Origin of the sequence: Ilumatobacter sp. (genome assembly GCF_046290335.1) — a bacterium.
GTDB lineage: Bacteria > Actinomycetota > Acidimicrobiia > Acidimicrobiales > Ilumatobacteraceae > Ilumatobacter_A.
The window spans coordinates 48,260-63,817 of record NZ_JBKAGH010000003.1 but is presented as its reverse complement, the minus strand read 5'-3'; the positions used below and the strand labels follow the sequence as shown (position 1 = coordinate 63,817).

Annotated in this window: 9 protein-coding genes; 2 read left to right on the top strand and 7 right to left on the bottom strand. The window is 66.9% G+C overall.

Annotated elements, in window-relative coordinates:
• Nucleotides 1-21: 21 nt before the first annotated feature.
• Both ACE37B_RS12840 and ACE37B_RS12835 read right to left on the bottom strand, forming a co-directional pair.
• Entirely contained in the window at nt 22-663 is a 642-nt protein-coding gene (locus tag ACE37B_RS12840; RefSeq protein WP_409923723.1) for a carbonic anhydrase, read from the bottom strand.
• Nucleotides 656-2,476, bottom strand: a complete 1,821-nt coding sequence (locus ACE37B_RS12835; protein ID WP_409923722.1) for a SulP family inorganic anion transporter — start codon at nt 2,474-2,476, stop codon at nt 656-658. Before ACE37B_RS12835 ends, ACE37B_RS12840 begins: the two co-directional genes overlap by 8 nt.
• A 94-nt stretch (nt 2,477-2,570) precedes the next feature.
• Between ACE37B_RS12835 and ACE37B_RS12830 the strand changes: the two genes are divergently transcribed.
• A complete protein-coding gene (locus ACE37B_RS12830; RefSeq protein WP_409923721.1) occupies nt 2,571-2,978 on the top strand; it encodes a DUF202 domain-containing protein in 408 nt (135 codons plus the stop codon).
• A 54-nt stretch (nt 2,979-3,032) separates the two neighbouring features.
• Here the strand turns inward: ACE37B_RS12830 and ACE37B_RS12825 are convergent, their stop codons facing one another.
• Nucleotides 3,033-4,622, bottom strand: coding sequence for an alpha/beta fold hydrolase (locus ACE37B_RS12825; protein ID WP_409923720.1), 1,590 nt, complete (start codon nt 4,620-4,622; stop codon nt 3,033-3,035).
• A 150-nt stretch (nt 4,623-4,772) separates the two neighbouring features.
• Between ACE37B_RS12825 and ACE37B_RS12820 the strand changes: the two genes are divergently transcribed.
• Complete coding sequence (locus ACE37B_RS12820) at nt 4,773-6,638, top strand: ABC transporter ATP-binding protein (protein ID WP_409923719.1); 1,866 nt, start codon at nt 4,773-4,775, stop codon at nt 6,636-6,638.
• A 131-nt stretch (nt 6,639-6,769) separates the two neighbouring features.
• Here the strand turns inward: ACE37B_RS12820 and ACE37B_RS12815 are convergent, their stop codons facing one another.
• From ACE37B_RS12815 to ACE37B_RS12800, 4 genes are all read right to left on the bottom strand, one after another.
• Entirely contained in the window at nt 6,770-9,472 is a 2,703-nt protein-coding gene (locus tag ACE37B_RS12815; protein ID WP_409923718.1) for a PA14 domain-containing protein, read from the bottom strand.
• Nucleotides 9,473-9,485: 13 nt separating this feature from the next.
• Entirely contained in the window at nt 9,486-11,426 is a 1,941-nt protein-coding gene (locus ACE37B_RS12810; RefSeq protein ID WP_409923717.1) for a type II secretion system protein J, read from the bottom strand.
• Nucleotides 11,427-11,443: 17 nt separating this feature from the next.
• Nucleotides 11,444-12,061, bottom strand: coding sequence for a type II secretion system protein J (locus ACE37B_RS12805; RefSeq protein WP_409923716.1), 618 nt, complete (start codon nt 12,059-12,061; stop codon nt 11,444-11,446).
• Between the two features lie 169 nt (nt 12,062-12,230).
• Nucleotides 12,231-15,479, bottom strand: a complete 3,249-nt coding sequence (locus ACE37B_RS12800; RefSeq protein ID WP_409923715.1) for a PA14 domain-containing protein — start codon at nt 15,477-15,479, stop codon at nt 12,231-12,233.
• Nucleotides 15,480-15,558: the final 79 nt, after the last annotated feature.

Sequence of the window (15,558 nt, the reverse complement as noted above, 5' to 3'; positions counted from 1 at the left end):
CCGACCGCTCGACACCCAGGGTCAGGCACCAGGTGTTGAACCCAGAGCGTCGAGTCCCGTGTCGACGCCCAGCGTGCCGGCGGCCAACGCATCAGCGGCCAACGCGTCGGCGGTCGATGCATCAGCTGTCACCGTGCGGAGCCGGCCGGTGACGAGATCGTGGAGTGCGCCGCGCACCTCCACCGCCCCCGAAGTGATCGCCTGGCCGACGGGCCCATCATGCGCGGAGAGTTCGTCCATCGTGTTCAACACGTTGAGCGCCGCCAGGTCGTCGACTGCCACGCCCGGATACCGGCGAGCGATCTCACAGATCGGCGCAACGATCGGAGCGAGGTGCCCACCGCATGTACCGGATGCAGCTGCGGTGACCGCCCCGCAACTCGTGTGCCCGAGTACGACGACGAGGTCGACACCGAGTTCGGACACCGCGTAGTCGAGGCTGGCCAATGCAGCCGGGCACGCCGTGTTCCCGGCGATGCGGATCACGAAGAGGTTGCCCGCTGGCTGATCGAACACGACCGACGGCGGCACACGAGCATCGGAGCACGCAAGGATCGCCGCCTTCGGTGCGTGACGCGGAGGCAGTTCGGCGTGTGCGGCAAGAGTCGTCGCCTCGACGCGCTGGTGACCCTCGGCGAGCGCGGTCCACGACGACTCAGACATGAGCGTGCGTCTCCTCGGTTGCCCCGCCGGGTTCGCCGAGCGGCTGCTGGTTCGTGCCATCTGCTGGGTCGGTGTGCTTCGTCGGCTCCGACGTGGGTCGCTCGTCGATCCCCGACCGTCGCTGGTCGAGCGGCCCACCTGCGCCACGCCGGATCGCCGCAACGGCGTCGTTGGTCGATGTGTGGACTCGATCGCCGAGCTCCTGCCAGAGCCCAGCATTGTGGAGCACATCTCGGACCGGCCCCTTCACATCGGCCAGGTGCAGCGCCACGTTGCGATCGGCGACCTCGATGAACACTTCGTGCAGCATCTCTGCGCCGGTCGCGTCCATGTCGTTGATCCCCGAGGCGTCGAGAATCAATGCTCGCGGGGCATCGCTGACGGCGTCCGCGTGCTCGATGACGAGCTTCTTGACGTTCGTCGCGTTGACGAACGACAGCGCCGCGTCGATACGCACGATGCGGATCCCGTGGACGGTGTGCGCCTCGGGGAAGCGCTCGACGTTGCGATAACTGGTGGTGCCGTCGACGTGGCCGAGCACCGCGCTGTGCGGCATCGACATGCGGGCGAAGACGACCAGCATCGAGGCGACGACGGCGACCAGAATGCCGAGCTCGATACCCAGCACCAGGGTGGCGACGAATGCGACGCCCAAGGCGATCAGATCACTCCGTTTCACCCGGGCGATGTGGCGCATCTCGCGGACGTCGACCAATCCGATGACCGCCATGATGATGATCGCCCCGAGCGCCGCGTTGGGCAGCGAGCTGAACAGCGGCGTGAGGAAGGCGAGTGTCAGCAGGACCACGCCGGCGGTGATGATCGACGCAAAGGGTGTGCGAGCACCGGCGGTGGCATTGACCGCGGTGCGCGAGAAGCCACCGGTGACCGGGTAGCCGCCGAAGAGGCCGGACGCCACGTTGGCGGCGCCGAGCCCGACCAGTTCGCTGTTGGGAACGAGTTCGTAGCGATTGCGACGGGCGTAGACCTTGGCCACCGCGACCGATTCCATGAACCCGACGATCGTGATGACGAACGCGGTGCCGACCAGGCTGCCGATGAGCGAGCCATCGAAGTCGGGGAGGCCGAATGCCGGCAGGTCGTCGGGGATGTCGCCGACGACGCCGACCCCGCGCGACTGCAGATCGAACAGCTCGACGGCCAGGATCGAACCGACGACGACGAGCAGGGCACTCGGCACGAGCGGCGCGTACTTCTTCAGCAGGAACAGTGCGGTCAGCGCGACCGCACCCAGGGCGAGTGTCGTGGCGTTGGTGTCGCCGAGGTTTCGGCCGACTTCGAGGACCGTCTCGTAGAAGTGATCTTTGCGCTCGGTCGAGATCCCGAAAAGGTGTTTGACCTGGGAGAACCCGATGATGATCGCTGCGGCGGCGGTGAAGCCGACCAGGACCGAGTGCGACAGGAAGTTGACGAGAAAGCCGAGCCGCCCGAGGCCGAGCACGATGTGGATGACGCCGACCATCAGCGCCAGCAGCGCCGCCGCACTGAGGTAGCCGGCGGTGCCCTCGTCGACGAGCGGCGCCAGCGCCGACGCGGTCAGCAGCGACACGATCGCCACCGGACCCACGGCGAGTTGGCGCGACGTACCGAACAGGGCGTAGATGATCACCGGGATCGTCGCAGCGTAGAGACCCACCTCGGGAGGCAATCCGGCCAGCAGGGCATACGCCATCGCCTGGGGCACGAGCATCGCGCCGACCGTGAGGCCGGCTGCGAGATCGCCTCGGATGTCCTCACGTCGGTAGCCGGGCCCCCACGACAGAATCGGGAGGAGTTGTCGAAGATCAGCCATAGGTCCGAATATACGTACTTTTTGCAGCGAGCACAACCCGGCGACCAATACCTCAGCGGGTATCCGGTACCGGGCAAGCAGGTATCCTCCCGACGTGCCTGGTTCAGCCCGTCGACTGCGCAACGGACTGCGTCCTGGACTCCGTGACGGACGAGCGTCGACGGCGATGCCACGACCCGATCGCGTCTTCGATCGCATGCTCCAGCACGAGCGCACGGCCCTCGCCTGGGAGCGCACGGCCATCGCAGCGATCGTCGCCGGCGCGCTGCTCGCCCGTCACGCCGTCGACGTGCACGTCGCTCTCGCCGCCGTCGGTATCGCGCAGCTCGCATCCGGTGCCGCACTCCTCGTGTGGGCGGGCTACCACTACGACGCGCTCCACGCCCCGCTTCGATCGGGGCAGAGCCCCGTGCACCCGCGCAGCGCTCGCCTCATGGGAATCACCACCATCGTCTTCACCGGCGCAGCGACCGTGATCGCGATCCTCGTCGCCGTACGTTGACGACCGCGTACGGCCGAACGCTTCTCCAGTTCCTCCACCCGCCCGTGCGGGCCGTCAGCTCGGGCAGCGGGCGTCGGTGCCGGGCACTTCCAGCCAGATCAGGTACTGATGCACCACGTCGTTGATGCATCCGCTCGACCGGTACGCCGTGTGCTGGTTGGCTTCGACCGTCACGAGGAAGCCCTCCTCGAGCTGCTCGGCCATCGCTCGGCTGCTGTCGAGGGGCGTGCTCGGGTCGCCGGTGGTTCCGATCACCATGATCGGCCCGGCGCGTTCGCCGGTGATCTCGGCGCGCGGGTCGGCCGACGGGGGGAAGAAGCCGCACGTGTACGAACCGGTCGTGTAGGGGAAGAGCCGGGGCGCAGCGTCGAGCAGCTCGGCCGCTTTGGCGTCGGCTTCGTCGGGAGAGAGTCGGTCGGCATCGTCGGCGCACGTGATCGCCTGGAACGACTCCAGCAGATTGGAGTACGTGCCCGTCGACGGATCGCGCTGGAAGTAGCCGTCGTGGAGCGCGAGCAGTCCGCCGCCATCGCCGTTGGCGGCGTCGGCGAGCGCCCGCTCGAGGGCCGGCCAGCGACGGTCGGTGTACATCGCCTGGATGACACCGTTGATCGCCACTTCGAGGTTGACCTCGGGCCGGCCTGCGACGGGGGCGGGTACGGGTGACTCGTCGATCGTGGACATGAGGTCGTCGAAGGCCGCTTCGGCGTCACCCTCGTTGTGGAACGCGCACGAGTCGTTGGCGCTGCACTCCGCGAGGAACGTGTTGAGTACCGTCTCGAAACCGATGCGCTGCTGTCGGAGCGGCTCGAGGCCGTCGGCGTCGGGGTGCGCTGCGCCGTCGAGGACAGCGGCGCGCACGGTGTCGGGGAACAGCGTCGCCCAGACCGCACCCAGTTCGCTGCCGTAGCTGTAGCCGAGATACGACGCCTGCTCCTCGCCCAGCGCCTGGCGGATCGCGTCCATGTCGCGCGCGGAGTTGTTGGTGCCGAGGTGCGCGAGCGCGTCACCGACCCGCTCGATGCACGCCTCGGCGAACTCCTGCGACAGCTCGATCAGCTCGTCGCGCTCGGCGTCGGTGTCGGGGGTGACGTCGCCGGTGGCGAAGAAACGGTCGTAGCCCTCGTCGTCGATGCAGTCGACGGAACCACCGCTCTCGCCAGTGCCGCGCGGATCCCACGTGACGATGTCGAATCGATCGATCAGCGGCTCCTCGAACCAACCGCGCACGTTCGCGGCCATCGAACTCGCCGGCACACCGGGCCCCCCGTTGTTGGAAAAGAGCACGCCGACGCGCTCAGACTCCGGTGCCTGGTGCCGAACCACTCGCAGGTCGATCGTGGCGCCTGACGGGTCGGCGTAGTCGAGGGGGACCGTCAGCAGGCCCGACTCCGCACCGTTGCCGATATCGGTCCACGCGATCGAGTACTCGAGTGGCTCGGGGGGCAAGGTGGTCGTCGTCGACGTCGGGGTGGGCTCGTCGGGTTCGTCCGGCAATGTCACCCGCGGGGGCTGGGTCGCTCGCGTCGCTGGTGGCGGCTCCGACTCGCCGTCGCCTCCCGAGCAGGCGCTGGCGACCAACACCATCGCGACGATCCCGGCCAGCAGCGCCCGCCCTCGACCACGTTGCGCTGTCGCCATCATCTTGTCGCCATCATCCTGTCGCCATCATCTTGTCTTCGTCATCCCGGCCATCATCTTGTCGCCATCATCTTGTCTTCGTCATCCCGGCCAAGCGTAGAGCGCTCGCGGCGGGACGGCGCCGCGTCGCCGACGTCGCCGTAACGTGGCCTCATGCGAATGTCCCCCCACTCGATGATGCCGGGCGACGCCGACTCGGTGAAAGGCGTCGAACTCGCCGACGGCACACTTCGGCGGGTCTGGCAGTTTGCTCGCCCGTATCGCGGCACGATCATCATCTTCCTCTCGTCGATCCTGATTGCGGCGCTCCTTGCGCTGGTCCCCCCGTTCGTCGTCCGGGAGATCCTCGACAACGCGATTCCGGATGACAACCGCACTCGGATCATCTGGCTCGCTGGCATCGCCGTGACGGCAGCGCTCGCCGACGCCGGACTCGCCATCGTGCAACGCTGGTGCTCGGCCCGTGTCGGCGAAGGATTGATCTACGATCTGCGCAGCTCGCTGTTCGCCAAGGTGCAGCGGATGCCGGTCGCATTCTTCACCCGCACACCGACGGGCTCCATCACCGCGCGCCTCAACAACGACGTGGTCGGCGCGCAGACCGCCGTCACCAGCACGCTCGGCAGCGTGGTGAGCAATGTCATCGTGCTCACGACGACCCTCGCCGCGATGCTGATGCTCGAGTGGCGTCTCACGCTCCTCACGCTCGTCGTGCTCCCGCTGTTCATCGTGCCGGCGCGTCGCGTCGGTAAGCGGTTGCAGAGCATCTCGCGCGAGCAGATGGGCCACAACGCGGCGATGAACACGCAGATGACCGAGCGCTTCAACGTCTCGGGCGCCACGCTCGTCAAGTTGTTCGGGTCGGGCCGACGCGAGCACGACGCGTTCACGTCGCGCGCTGCTGGCGTGCGTGACACCGGCATCCGGGCCGCGATGTACGGCCGAGTGTTCTTCGTCGCGCTCGGACTCGTCGGAGCGATCGGCACCGCGGCGATCTACGGGATCGGCGCGCTGATGGTCGTCGACGGCGACATCTCATCCGGCACCCTCGTCGCACTTGCGGCGCTCGTCACCCGCGTGTACCAACCCCTGACCGGTCTGACGAATGCCCGCGTCGACCTGATGACCTCGATGGTGAGCTTCGAGCGAGTGTTCGAGGTGCTCGACGCGCCCGAGGCAATCAAGGAAAAGCCCGGCGCGATCGACCTCGTCGGAGCTCGCGGCGCGGTCGAGTTCGACGATGTGGTGTTCCGGTATCCCCCGGCGAGCGATTCCGCGATCGCGTCGATGGAGCAGAACGCGGGTCTGGGCGTCGAGACCGATCCGGACGTCGACGTCCTGCGTGGCTTCGACCTGTCGGTCGCGCCCGGCGAGACCATTGCATTGGTCGGAGCATCGGGCGCCGGGAAGTCGACGACGGTCTCGCTGGTCCCACGGCTCTACGACGTCACGTCGGGTGCCGTGCGCATCGACGGCGTCGACGTGCGCGATCTGACGCTCGACACGCTGCGCCGTTCGATCGGCGTGGTCTCGCAGGATCCGCACCTGTTCCACGAATCGATCGGCGACAATCTCCGCTACGCGGACCCGGAGGCGAGCGACGACGCGTTGATCGCCGCTGCGATGGCCGCGCGGATCCACGACACCATCGCTGCGCTCCCCGACGGTTACGACACCGTGGTCGGCGAGCGCGGCTACCGCCTGTCGGGTGGCGAGAAGCAGCGGCTCGCGATCGCTCGGCTACTGCTGAAGGACCCGGCGATCATGATCCTCGACGAGGCGACGAGCCACCTCGACAACGACAACGAAGCACAGATCCAAGAGGCACTGGAACACGCGCTCGAGGGTCGAACCGCGATCATCATCGCCCACCGCTTGTCGACGATCCGCTCAGCCGATCGCATCGCGTTCATCGAAGGGGGCCGCATCGCCGAGATCGGCACGCACGACGAGTTGGTCGCGGCCAACGGTCGCTACGCCCACCAGCTCGCGGCCGGCGAACTCGTCACCCCCGCCTGAGCCGGAAAGGTCATGGTGCCTGGCACCATGACCTTTCACCATGGCCATTCACCATGACCTTTCACCATGGCCATTCACCATGACCTTTCACCATGGCCATTCACCATGACCTTTGCTCGTGACGTTCCTGCTCAGTCGACTCGCCACTCGAGCACGTGCGTCGACGCACCATTGCGTTCGTAGTACTCGAAGACCAGGTCGTAGGTGCCGCTGGTCAGCGTGAACCCGTCGACCACACTCGATGCATGCGCCTGGGCTCGCCACCGGTCGGCCGGCGTCACGAGCGCCCCGTCGACGTAGAGGCGGTACCCGTCGTCGGCGCCGACTCGGAAGTCGACCGTGCAATTGGCAGCGACGTTGATCGTTCGGCTGAACCGCGCCGAGTAGTAGTCGTTGGGTACCTCGACGGGCTGGTACCCGTTGCCGTTCTGGTTGCCGGTGTTGGCGTCGTTGCGCCCGAAGAAGATCTCGGGCACCGTGCTCGTCACGTCGGGTCCCGCCGATGGGAACGGGTCAGGCGGGGTGTCGGTGCCGAACGACGGCAGTGACCAGTACTCGGCCTCCCACACGCCCGGACCGAAGTCCCGCGTCCAACTTCCCGTTCCGTTGAGGCAGTAGTCGTACTGCGGCGGCCCGGGCGGCAACGTCGTGGTGGTCGTCGTGGTCGTCGTGGTGGTGGTGGTCGTGGTGGTCGTCGTGGTGGTCGTCTCCGGCACCGTGGTGGTCGGCGCAGGAACCGTCGTCGTCGTGGTACCGACCGGCGTGGTCGTGGTCGGCGGCGTCGTCGTCGTCGGGATCGTGCCGCCGGTGATATCGCTGCCGACCGTCCAGGAGTTGATCGCATATCGCTCGACATCGTCGACTTCGAGGTCGACCACCGAACGGAAGTCACGGCCATCGAACGACGTCGTCGCGACAAGCGTGACCCGCTGATACACGGTCGCACTCGCCTCGCCGATCACGAAGCTGGTCGCATCGCCACTCGGCAGGTCGAATTCGAAGGTGGACGCGGTCGCGCCACCCGCCAATTCGATGTCATAGTCGTCAGTCATGAGCGACGCATCACGCTCCACCGTGATCGCAGCGTTCGGAGTGAAGACGGCGCCACCGACCAGCAGGCGATTGCGTGTGGTCGACGAGCCGTCGAGCTCAACTTCGATGATCACGTCGTCATGGGTCAACAGGTTGGGCGAGTAGGACAGGACCGAACCGTTCTCGATCGGCGTGATCGTGTAGGTCGCGACGTCCTGCGCGCACGCCGGATTCGCGGCGACCTCGGAGCCGAGACAGCCGGGAAGCAGCACGCGATCGTTCTGTGGGATCTCGACGGCAGGGACCGTGCCGGCCGCAGGGGCAGGCGTCGCGAGGTTGATCGACATGATGCTGACGCCGGCACTCGCCCTGGTCGACGTCGTCGCAACGCGCTGATTCAGTCGGACCGACGCTTCGTCGATCTCGAGGCGACCGCTCGTGCCCGCTCCCGGGTTCCCGCCGAGTAGGAAGGTCACGCCTTTACCGGTGATCTCGTGGTTGCGGGGGCTGCCCGGAAGGAACGCCGCATCGGCGTCGAACGTGCAGCCTTCCCATTTGCCTTCGCCGCCGACGACGCGAGCCTCGTTGCTGATCTCGAGCACGTCGTCGAAGAGATAGACGCCCGAAGCGAAGTAGTAGTTCACGTCGTCGTCGAGACGAACCGGGCCCGAGTAGCGGCCCGGGTAGAAGACGAAACAGTTCGCCGTCGCCACGTTGCCGATCGGGATCGGCACGCTCGAGCGCTGGTAGGTCGGGATCTGCGGCAGCATCGGGTACTGGAACGGCGCCGCCGTGTCCGGCTTCCATCCAGCGCGATCCCACCACGACACCGGCTCGCACTGCAGTCCATCGGGCGCGTCGCCGGAGACGACCTCAGGGTCGATCAGCGGCGAACCGCAGAACGTCGCCGTGCTGGGGATCCAGGTGGGGTCGGTGGCCGGCACCGTCTGGTGACACACCGTGATCGAGGTGATCGTGTCCGACGGGCCGTTGGGCACGAGACGCATCGAACCGTCGGGTCGCACGTCTCGATCGAGCGAGATGGTTCCGTCGGCGCGGTGCACGATGACACCGAGGAGCGACGCTCCGGCGTCCGGCGTGACGTCGACCGGGTTCGCTGGTTCGGCGACCGGAGCCGCGGTGATCGGCGGGGTCGCGCCGAATGCGGGGCCGGCGAACGACAACTCGAGCACCTGCGACCCGAAGTAGGCACTGCACACCGGCGTGGCCGATGCGTCGATCACCGTCGTGGTCGGTAGCTGGTCGTAGCGATACTGCGGGGACGCGCCACTCGGCGACGCGATCGACGAGCCGAACAGCCCGGAGTTGTTCAAGGAGAGACCCGCGGTGTCACCGGCGACGGAGCCGCCGTTGACGAACACGTCGTTGAGAATCGTCTTGGGTGCCCCGGTCGCTGCGATGGCCGCGCCGTTGCGCGAGGCGTTGCCGACGTTGGTCGTGGCGAGCAACGAGAACCGTCCGCCGAGATCGTTCTCGATGTCTTGCACCGTGCAGTTCACGTTCACTGTTCGGCCGTTGACGTCGAAGGTCCCGTCGCTGTGCGGGAAGCAGCCATCAGGCCCGTGGGCGCGCTGCATCGTGATCGCCATGTTCATGCCGGAACGAACCGCTTCGAGCGAATCGCTTCGCGCCTCCAGTGGCGGTCGGTTGAGGAACAGCGTCGACGCGAAGGTCAACAACGCGAGGACGACGAACGAACCGAACGTGATGAAGACGAGGGTCATCGGCAACACGTTGCCCGGGTCACGCCCAGGCGCACGCTGAGTGTCGAACATGGTCATGGCAGCTTCCTGATCAGCTTTCGGGGGTCGAGACCATCACGCACGACACGGCTTCGTCGGGCGACAGTTGGATGGCGACGCCGGGGGTGCCGTCGGGGCTCTGGACGATGTCGCTCTCAGGCACCGGCACGCCGCCCACCTGGCAATCGCCTCGCACGAAGCTGTACCCGGCGCGAGCCTCCTCACGGATGAGTACCTCGCGGACGATCTGGTTGCCTTCGAACGAGAAGTCGAACGTGATCGAGCTGGCGGCCCCGGTGTCGAGGACCTGATCGCCGGTCTCGGTCGAGTAGTTCCAGCGACCGGTGTTGGTACCGGGTGCACCGTCGATGCTCTTGCGTACGGTCACCGTGCCGCCGCATTCCGCGATCATGATCGAGCGAAGCACACCACCGAGATCGGCGAAGGCACCGGAGAAGAAGTCTGCTGCGACGGCATTGCCGACGTTGATCGTTCCGTCAGGCGCGACGCTGCCGTTCCACACCGTGCCGCCGACGACATCTTGCAGGTAGCCGCGGTATGTCGCGTTGTTCGCCGCGTTGCCGACCATGACGCCGATCACGCGAGCGCCCTGAGACCGGCCCGCGTTGGCCACCGCCGCGGCTCGGTCGGTCGCCGTGCGGCCGTTCGCTCCACCAGGGGTCCCGTCGGCGTTGCGTACCAGCGACGGCTGGCCATCGGTGATGAACACGACGAGGTCGGGCTGGAACGAGTTGTACGGCTGGCCGGTCGCCCCGTCGAAGAACACCGAGTAGATGCCGTCCTCCCAGTTCGTGCCGGAGCCGATCTGGTCCCACATGATCCGGTCGCCGTTGGGGTCGCGAGCGGTGATGGCCGCTCCACCGCCGGGCCATGCGCCGTCGAGGTCGTCGAGTGCGGTGATGCGATCTCGCATCTGCTGCACCTCGGCGGTGTTCTCCAGCACCGACACGAACGGCGCCCGCTGGCCGTTGAGCGAGTATCTGGCGACGCCGGTGGCTCCGGTGTCGGGCACCATGCCGTAGCCCTCGCGGTCGAATCCGTTGATCGAGAATTCGGTCGGCGTGCCGACGAAGGCGTCGATGAAACCGACGGCGGCCTGCTCCGTGGGGATGCCCCCGTGGTTGATCGGGACCGAACCGGACGTGTCGATCACGAGCGCGATACGACCACCGCAACGCGAGGGCGGCGCCGTCGGATCGGGGAGGGTCACCGGGTCGTTGGGTGTGAGGTCCTGTTCCGCCGAGAGGCCGGCTCCTCCGGTGCGGAACGTGTTGCCGCTGTCGAAGAAGACGGTCACGTCCTCGCCGACCGGACGGAGTGCGGCTTGGTTGCGCGCGATGACCTGGAAGGCGAAGTCGACCGGGTCGCCTGGTACCCAACCAGCAGGGGGCGACGGCAGTTCGTGCGCCACGCCGACCGGTGACGACGACTCGATCTCGCCGTCCTCGCAGTGAGCGGTGGCGACGCCGGTGCAGCCAGGATCGGAGATGCGATACCGGACGAGTTGCCAGTTGTCGTTGCCGCCGTCGACGTAGCGGTAGACGATGATCTCGAGTTCACCGGTGGCGCCGTTCGGAACGACGAGGGTGAGTACGTTACCGCCCGGCAGCGTGCTGTTGTAGCTGATGTTCGGCGGATTCGCCGCCAGCTTCGCCTTGACGTCGGCGTCGACCGGATCGTCGTAGGAGTTGATCGCCGTCGCGAGGTCGATGGGGATCCAGGTCTGGAGGAAGGTGATGTCCTTCGACTCTGCGAGTCGCGCTTCTGCTTGGGGCGTGACCCGCAGCATCACGCTGATCGCCGACGCGATGACGGCCATGAGCGTGCCGGAGAGGACGACCACGATCAAGAGCTCGGGCAAGGTGAAGCCGCCGTCACGGCGAGCTCCGCTGCTCGCAGCATGCTGGCTGCTGGCGTACTCGGTCTGCTCGGTCTGCTCGGTCTGCTTGGTCTGCTTGGTCTGGAGTCGCATGATGGTGGCCTGTCGGTTCACGGGTTGGTGCCGGGGTCGGCGACGATCGGGCTCTTGACGACTTCGATGCTGCGTGACGTCGAGCCATCGGGAGAGGTGACGCTGATGGTGACGCGCTGCAACGTGCGCGAGGTCGTCAGGTTGATGTCCTGGTTGCACAGCCCGGAGCCATCGATGAAGCTGTTGGTCGCGGACCACTCGCCGTCGGCGTCGATCGGGTCGCCTTCCGGCGTGACGTTGCCGCCGGCGCTCGCGTCCCAGAAGAGGATCTCCTCGATGACGACCTGTTCCGGCTGCCAGTCGACCGTGTCGGCAGCGGCGGCGACGAGGTGGGCGTAATCGCCGTCGGTGAGGCTCGGGCAGGGCACGTAGTCAGCGCTGCTGAGCCGGTCCGAGGCACTCGTGAGGACTGCTTCGACCTTGGCCTGCTCGTCGCTCGTCGACGACACGAGGATCGTCATGCGGATGCCCGCGATGACGGAGGTCACGGCGAAGCCCATCAACACGATGGCGACGAGGATCTCGGTGAAGGTGTTGCCAGCGTCGCGCCGGGCGCGGCGATCCGCCGTCGTGCTCGGAGTCTCCTGCGCTCGTGCGGGTCGGTGATCCATGGTGGCTCCAACGGGAGTAGACATCGGAACACGGTGTTCCAACACTCTCCAAGGTAGAGACATCACTGTCAGTGGCGTCACCGCGATATGTCACGGTTGTGCAAAGACGTGCCGTACACCGACATCGTGCGGGCCATCTCGCGGCTCATCGTGAAGGTCATCGTGCCTGGCACGATGACCTTCACGATGGGCGTCAGAGGAGGCGCCACTCCAGGAGCGTTCGGGCGAACCCGCCACGCTCGTAGAAGTACGCGTAGACGTCGTGGTAGCCCCTGGTGAGGGTGAGGGTCGTGGTCGTCTGGGCGAAGGCCTGGTCGAACCAGCGGTTGATCACGAAGGTGCCGTCGACCTGGAGCGCGTAGCCGTCGTCGCCACCGTGGCGAATCTGGATCGTGCAGTCGTTGGCCACGTAGATGCGCTGATACCAGCGCACGCTGAAGTCGTCCGAGCGATTGCTGGCCAGCGGGTTGGACCCGTTGCTCCAGTTCTCGTCGATGTCGGGGTCAGACACGATCGTCGCCGGGCTTCCGGAAAGATCGCGGTTCGCGAAGTGCCACGCCTCCCAATCCCCCGGGCCGAACTGCGTCGACCACGAGTTGTTGCCCGCGGCGCACGGGTCCCAACTGCCGGGAGGCGGAGCGGCGGCGGTCTGATTGCGCACCCACACCTGATGGAACGTGCTCCGGCTGTTGTTGTTCGGATAGTCGTCGACTTCCCAGCGATACCCATTGCCACGGATGCCCCAATGGTTGTTGCCACCGCGGTAGTACGGGAAGTTCGTCAACGCGAAGTCACCTCGGTCGGAGAACCCCCAGTTCGCTGACGCCGGGACCGTGGAGTCGTGACCGGTCAACGGGGTGAAGTTCGTCGAGATGCCGCTCTGAAAGAATCCGGCGGGTGAGTTCGACTGGAACTCGCCGAGCACGGGAGATCGGAAGTGAATCGTCCGGCCGTGGCCCGACGTCTCGGCGAACCAGCGGAGCTCGAGGTTCCCGGCCGCATCTGGAATCGCTGCCGCAGCAGCCTGGCCGGTGTGGCCCCAGCCCGGGGTTCCCGAGCCGTTCGGTCCCACCGCGGGAGCCACCTCGAGCGGCCACGCTTCGCCCGGAGTCCGCACGTCGAGGTCAGGGTTGGTACCGCCCGCGTGCTGATACTGCGCGACCAGCACCCAGGCTCCACCTTCGTCGGCGTCGACCGACGCCTCGAACGGCCCGTCACCGAAATCGAACCAGTAGCGACCGTCCGCCGAGGAGGGCACCTCGCCGAGCGCGGTGAACGGATTCCCCTCGTCACCCGGCTCGGGCGGCAGCGTGGTGGTCGTCGTCGTGGTGGTCGTCGTCGTGGTGGTGGTCGTCGTGGTCGTCGTGCTCGTGGTCGTGGTGTCGGGGACCGACGACGTGGTCGTCGTCGTCCCACTCGTCGTCGGCGGCGCGAGGGTCGTCGTTGCCGCGGTTGTCGGCGCGGTCGTCGTGAGCGGCGGCAGCGTCGAGCTCGCTTGGCCTTGGTTGCCGGGCTCGGTACCGACCAGCCAGCTGTTGATGGCGTAGCGGTCGACGTTGTCGACTTCCAGTTCCACACTGGAGCGGAACTCGCTGCCGGCGTGGTTCGTGATGGCGTCGAGACGCACGCGGGTGTAGATGGTCTCGGCCTCTTCACCGACCGCGAAGTTCTCGGGAGCGCTCACCGGCGCGTTGAGTTGGATCGTCGCTGCGGTCACACCGCCAGCGATGCGGACGCGATAGTCCGTGTCCGCCACGGTTCGTTCGACGAGCACGCTGGCGTTCGGCGTGAAGATCGCGCCGCCCACCTCGAACGCGTTGCGCGACGCCTGGTTGCCGTCGAGGCGAGCTTCGATGATCAGGTCGTTGTGACCGAGCGTCGACGTCGAATACGTGAGCGCCGCGCCGTTGGCGATCGGCGTGACGCTGTAGGTGGCAACGTCTTCGGCGCACGCTGGATTGTCCGCGACTTCCGAGCCGAGGCAGCCGGGCAGTAGCACTCGATCGTTGACCGGGATCTCGACGTCGGCAACGTGCCCCGTCGCCGGATCGGGAGTCGCCAGGTTCACCGACATGATGTTGATCCCAGCACTGGCCCGAGTCGCGCTCGTCGCAACACGCTGGTTGATCCGCAACGACGCGTCGTCGACCTCGATGCGGCCGTTGCCAGCCAGCAGGAAGGTCGCGCCGCGACCGGTGATGTCGTGGTAGCGGGGGCTGCCGTCGAGGAACGCCGCGTCGGCGTCGAAGGAACAGCCTGACGCCACGCCTTGACCGCCGACGACACGCGAACCGTTGGAGATCTCGACTTCTTCGGTGAACAGGTACACGCCGGAGGCGAAGTAGTACCGGCCGCCGCTGTCGAGTTCGAGTTGCCCGGTGTAGCGACCCGGGTAGAACACTTCACAGTCGGTCGATCCGACCCGAACAGGTGTCGCCGAGCGAGGGTAGGTCGGGATCTGCGGAAGCATCGGATACTGGTACGGCGCACCGACGGCGGGGCGCCAACCGGCGACCTCCCACCACGACGCGGAGGCGCAGCTCGCGCCGTCGGCAGCCGCCGCCTGGGTGAACTGCTCCGGGTCGATGAGCGGCGAGTTGCACCAGGTGCGATCCTGGGGGATGAACGTCGGATCGGTGTCGGGAACGCTCTGGTAGCAGACGTCGATGTCGCCGAGCTGCGCCGATGCCGTCGATGGCTCGAGCTGGTACATGCCGCTGGCGTTCGGCGAACGATTCAACATCACGGCGCCGGAGTCGTCGTAGACGATGACGCCGACGATGCGGTTCGCACCGACACCCGACGCGTTGGCGCGATTCGCCGGCAAGCCGGCCCGGACCAGGTTGATCGGCGCGGTGTTGCTCTCCGCTCCCGCTGCGAAGTACTGCGATTGGACGTCGCCGCCGAACAGCGCCGAACAGGTCGGTGTCGCCGACACGTCGAGGTCGACCGCCGGGTCGAGGGTCATGTAGCGGAACGCTGACGACTGATCGGTGGTCGCGTCGGACACCTGCACGTTGCCGTCGAGCAGTTCGACGCCAGCCGTGTTCGCTGCGAGCGATCCGCCCGAGACGAACACGTCGCCACGAACGGCCTTCGTCGCGCCGCTCACGGCGATCGCCGCGTCACCGCGAGCCGAATTGCCGATGTTGGAGGTGGAGATGATCCCAAAACGCCCACCGGTCTCGTTCTGGGTGTTGAGCACCGTGCAGTTCACGACGACGTCGCGGCCGTTGACCGTGAAGCCGCCGCGTGACGACTCGTAGCAACCGTCGGCGCCGTGGTCACGCTGCATGGTGATCGCCATGCGCATCGCGGAGCGAACCGACTCGAGCGAGTCGCTGCGCTCCTCGAGCGGTGGCCGATTCTGGAACAACGTCGAGGCGAACGTGAGCAGCGCCACGACGACGAGACCACCGAAGGTGAGGAACACCATCGTCATCGGCAAGATGCTGCCGCGGTCGTTCACGCTTGCCGTCCGGTGACGGCGGTGGGAGAAATACGTCATGGGGGTATCCGTT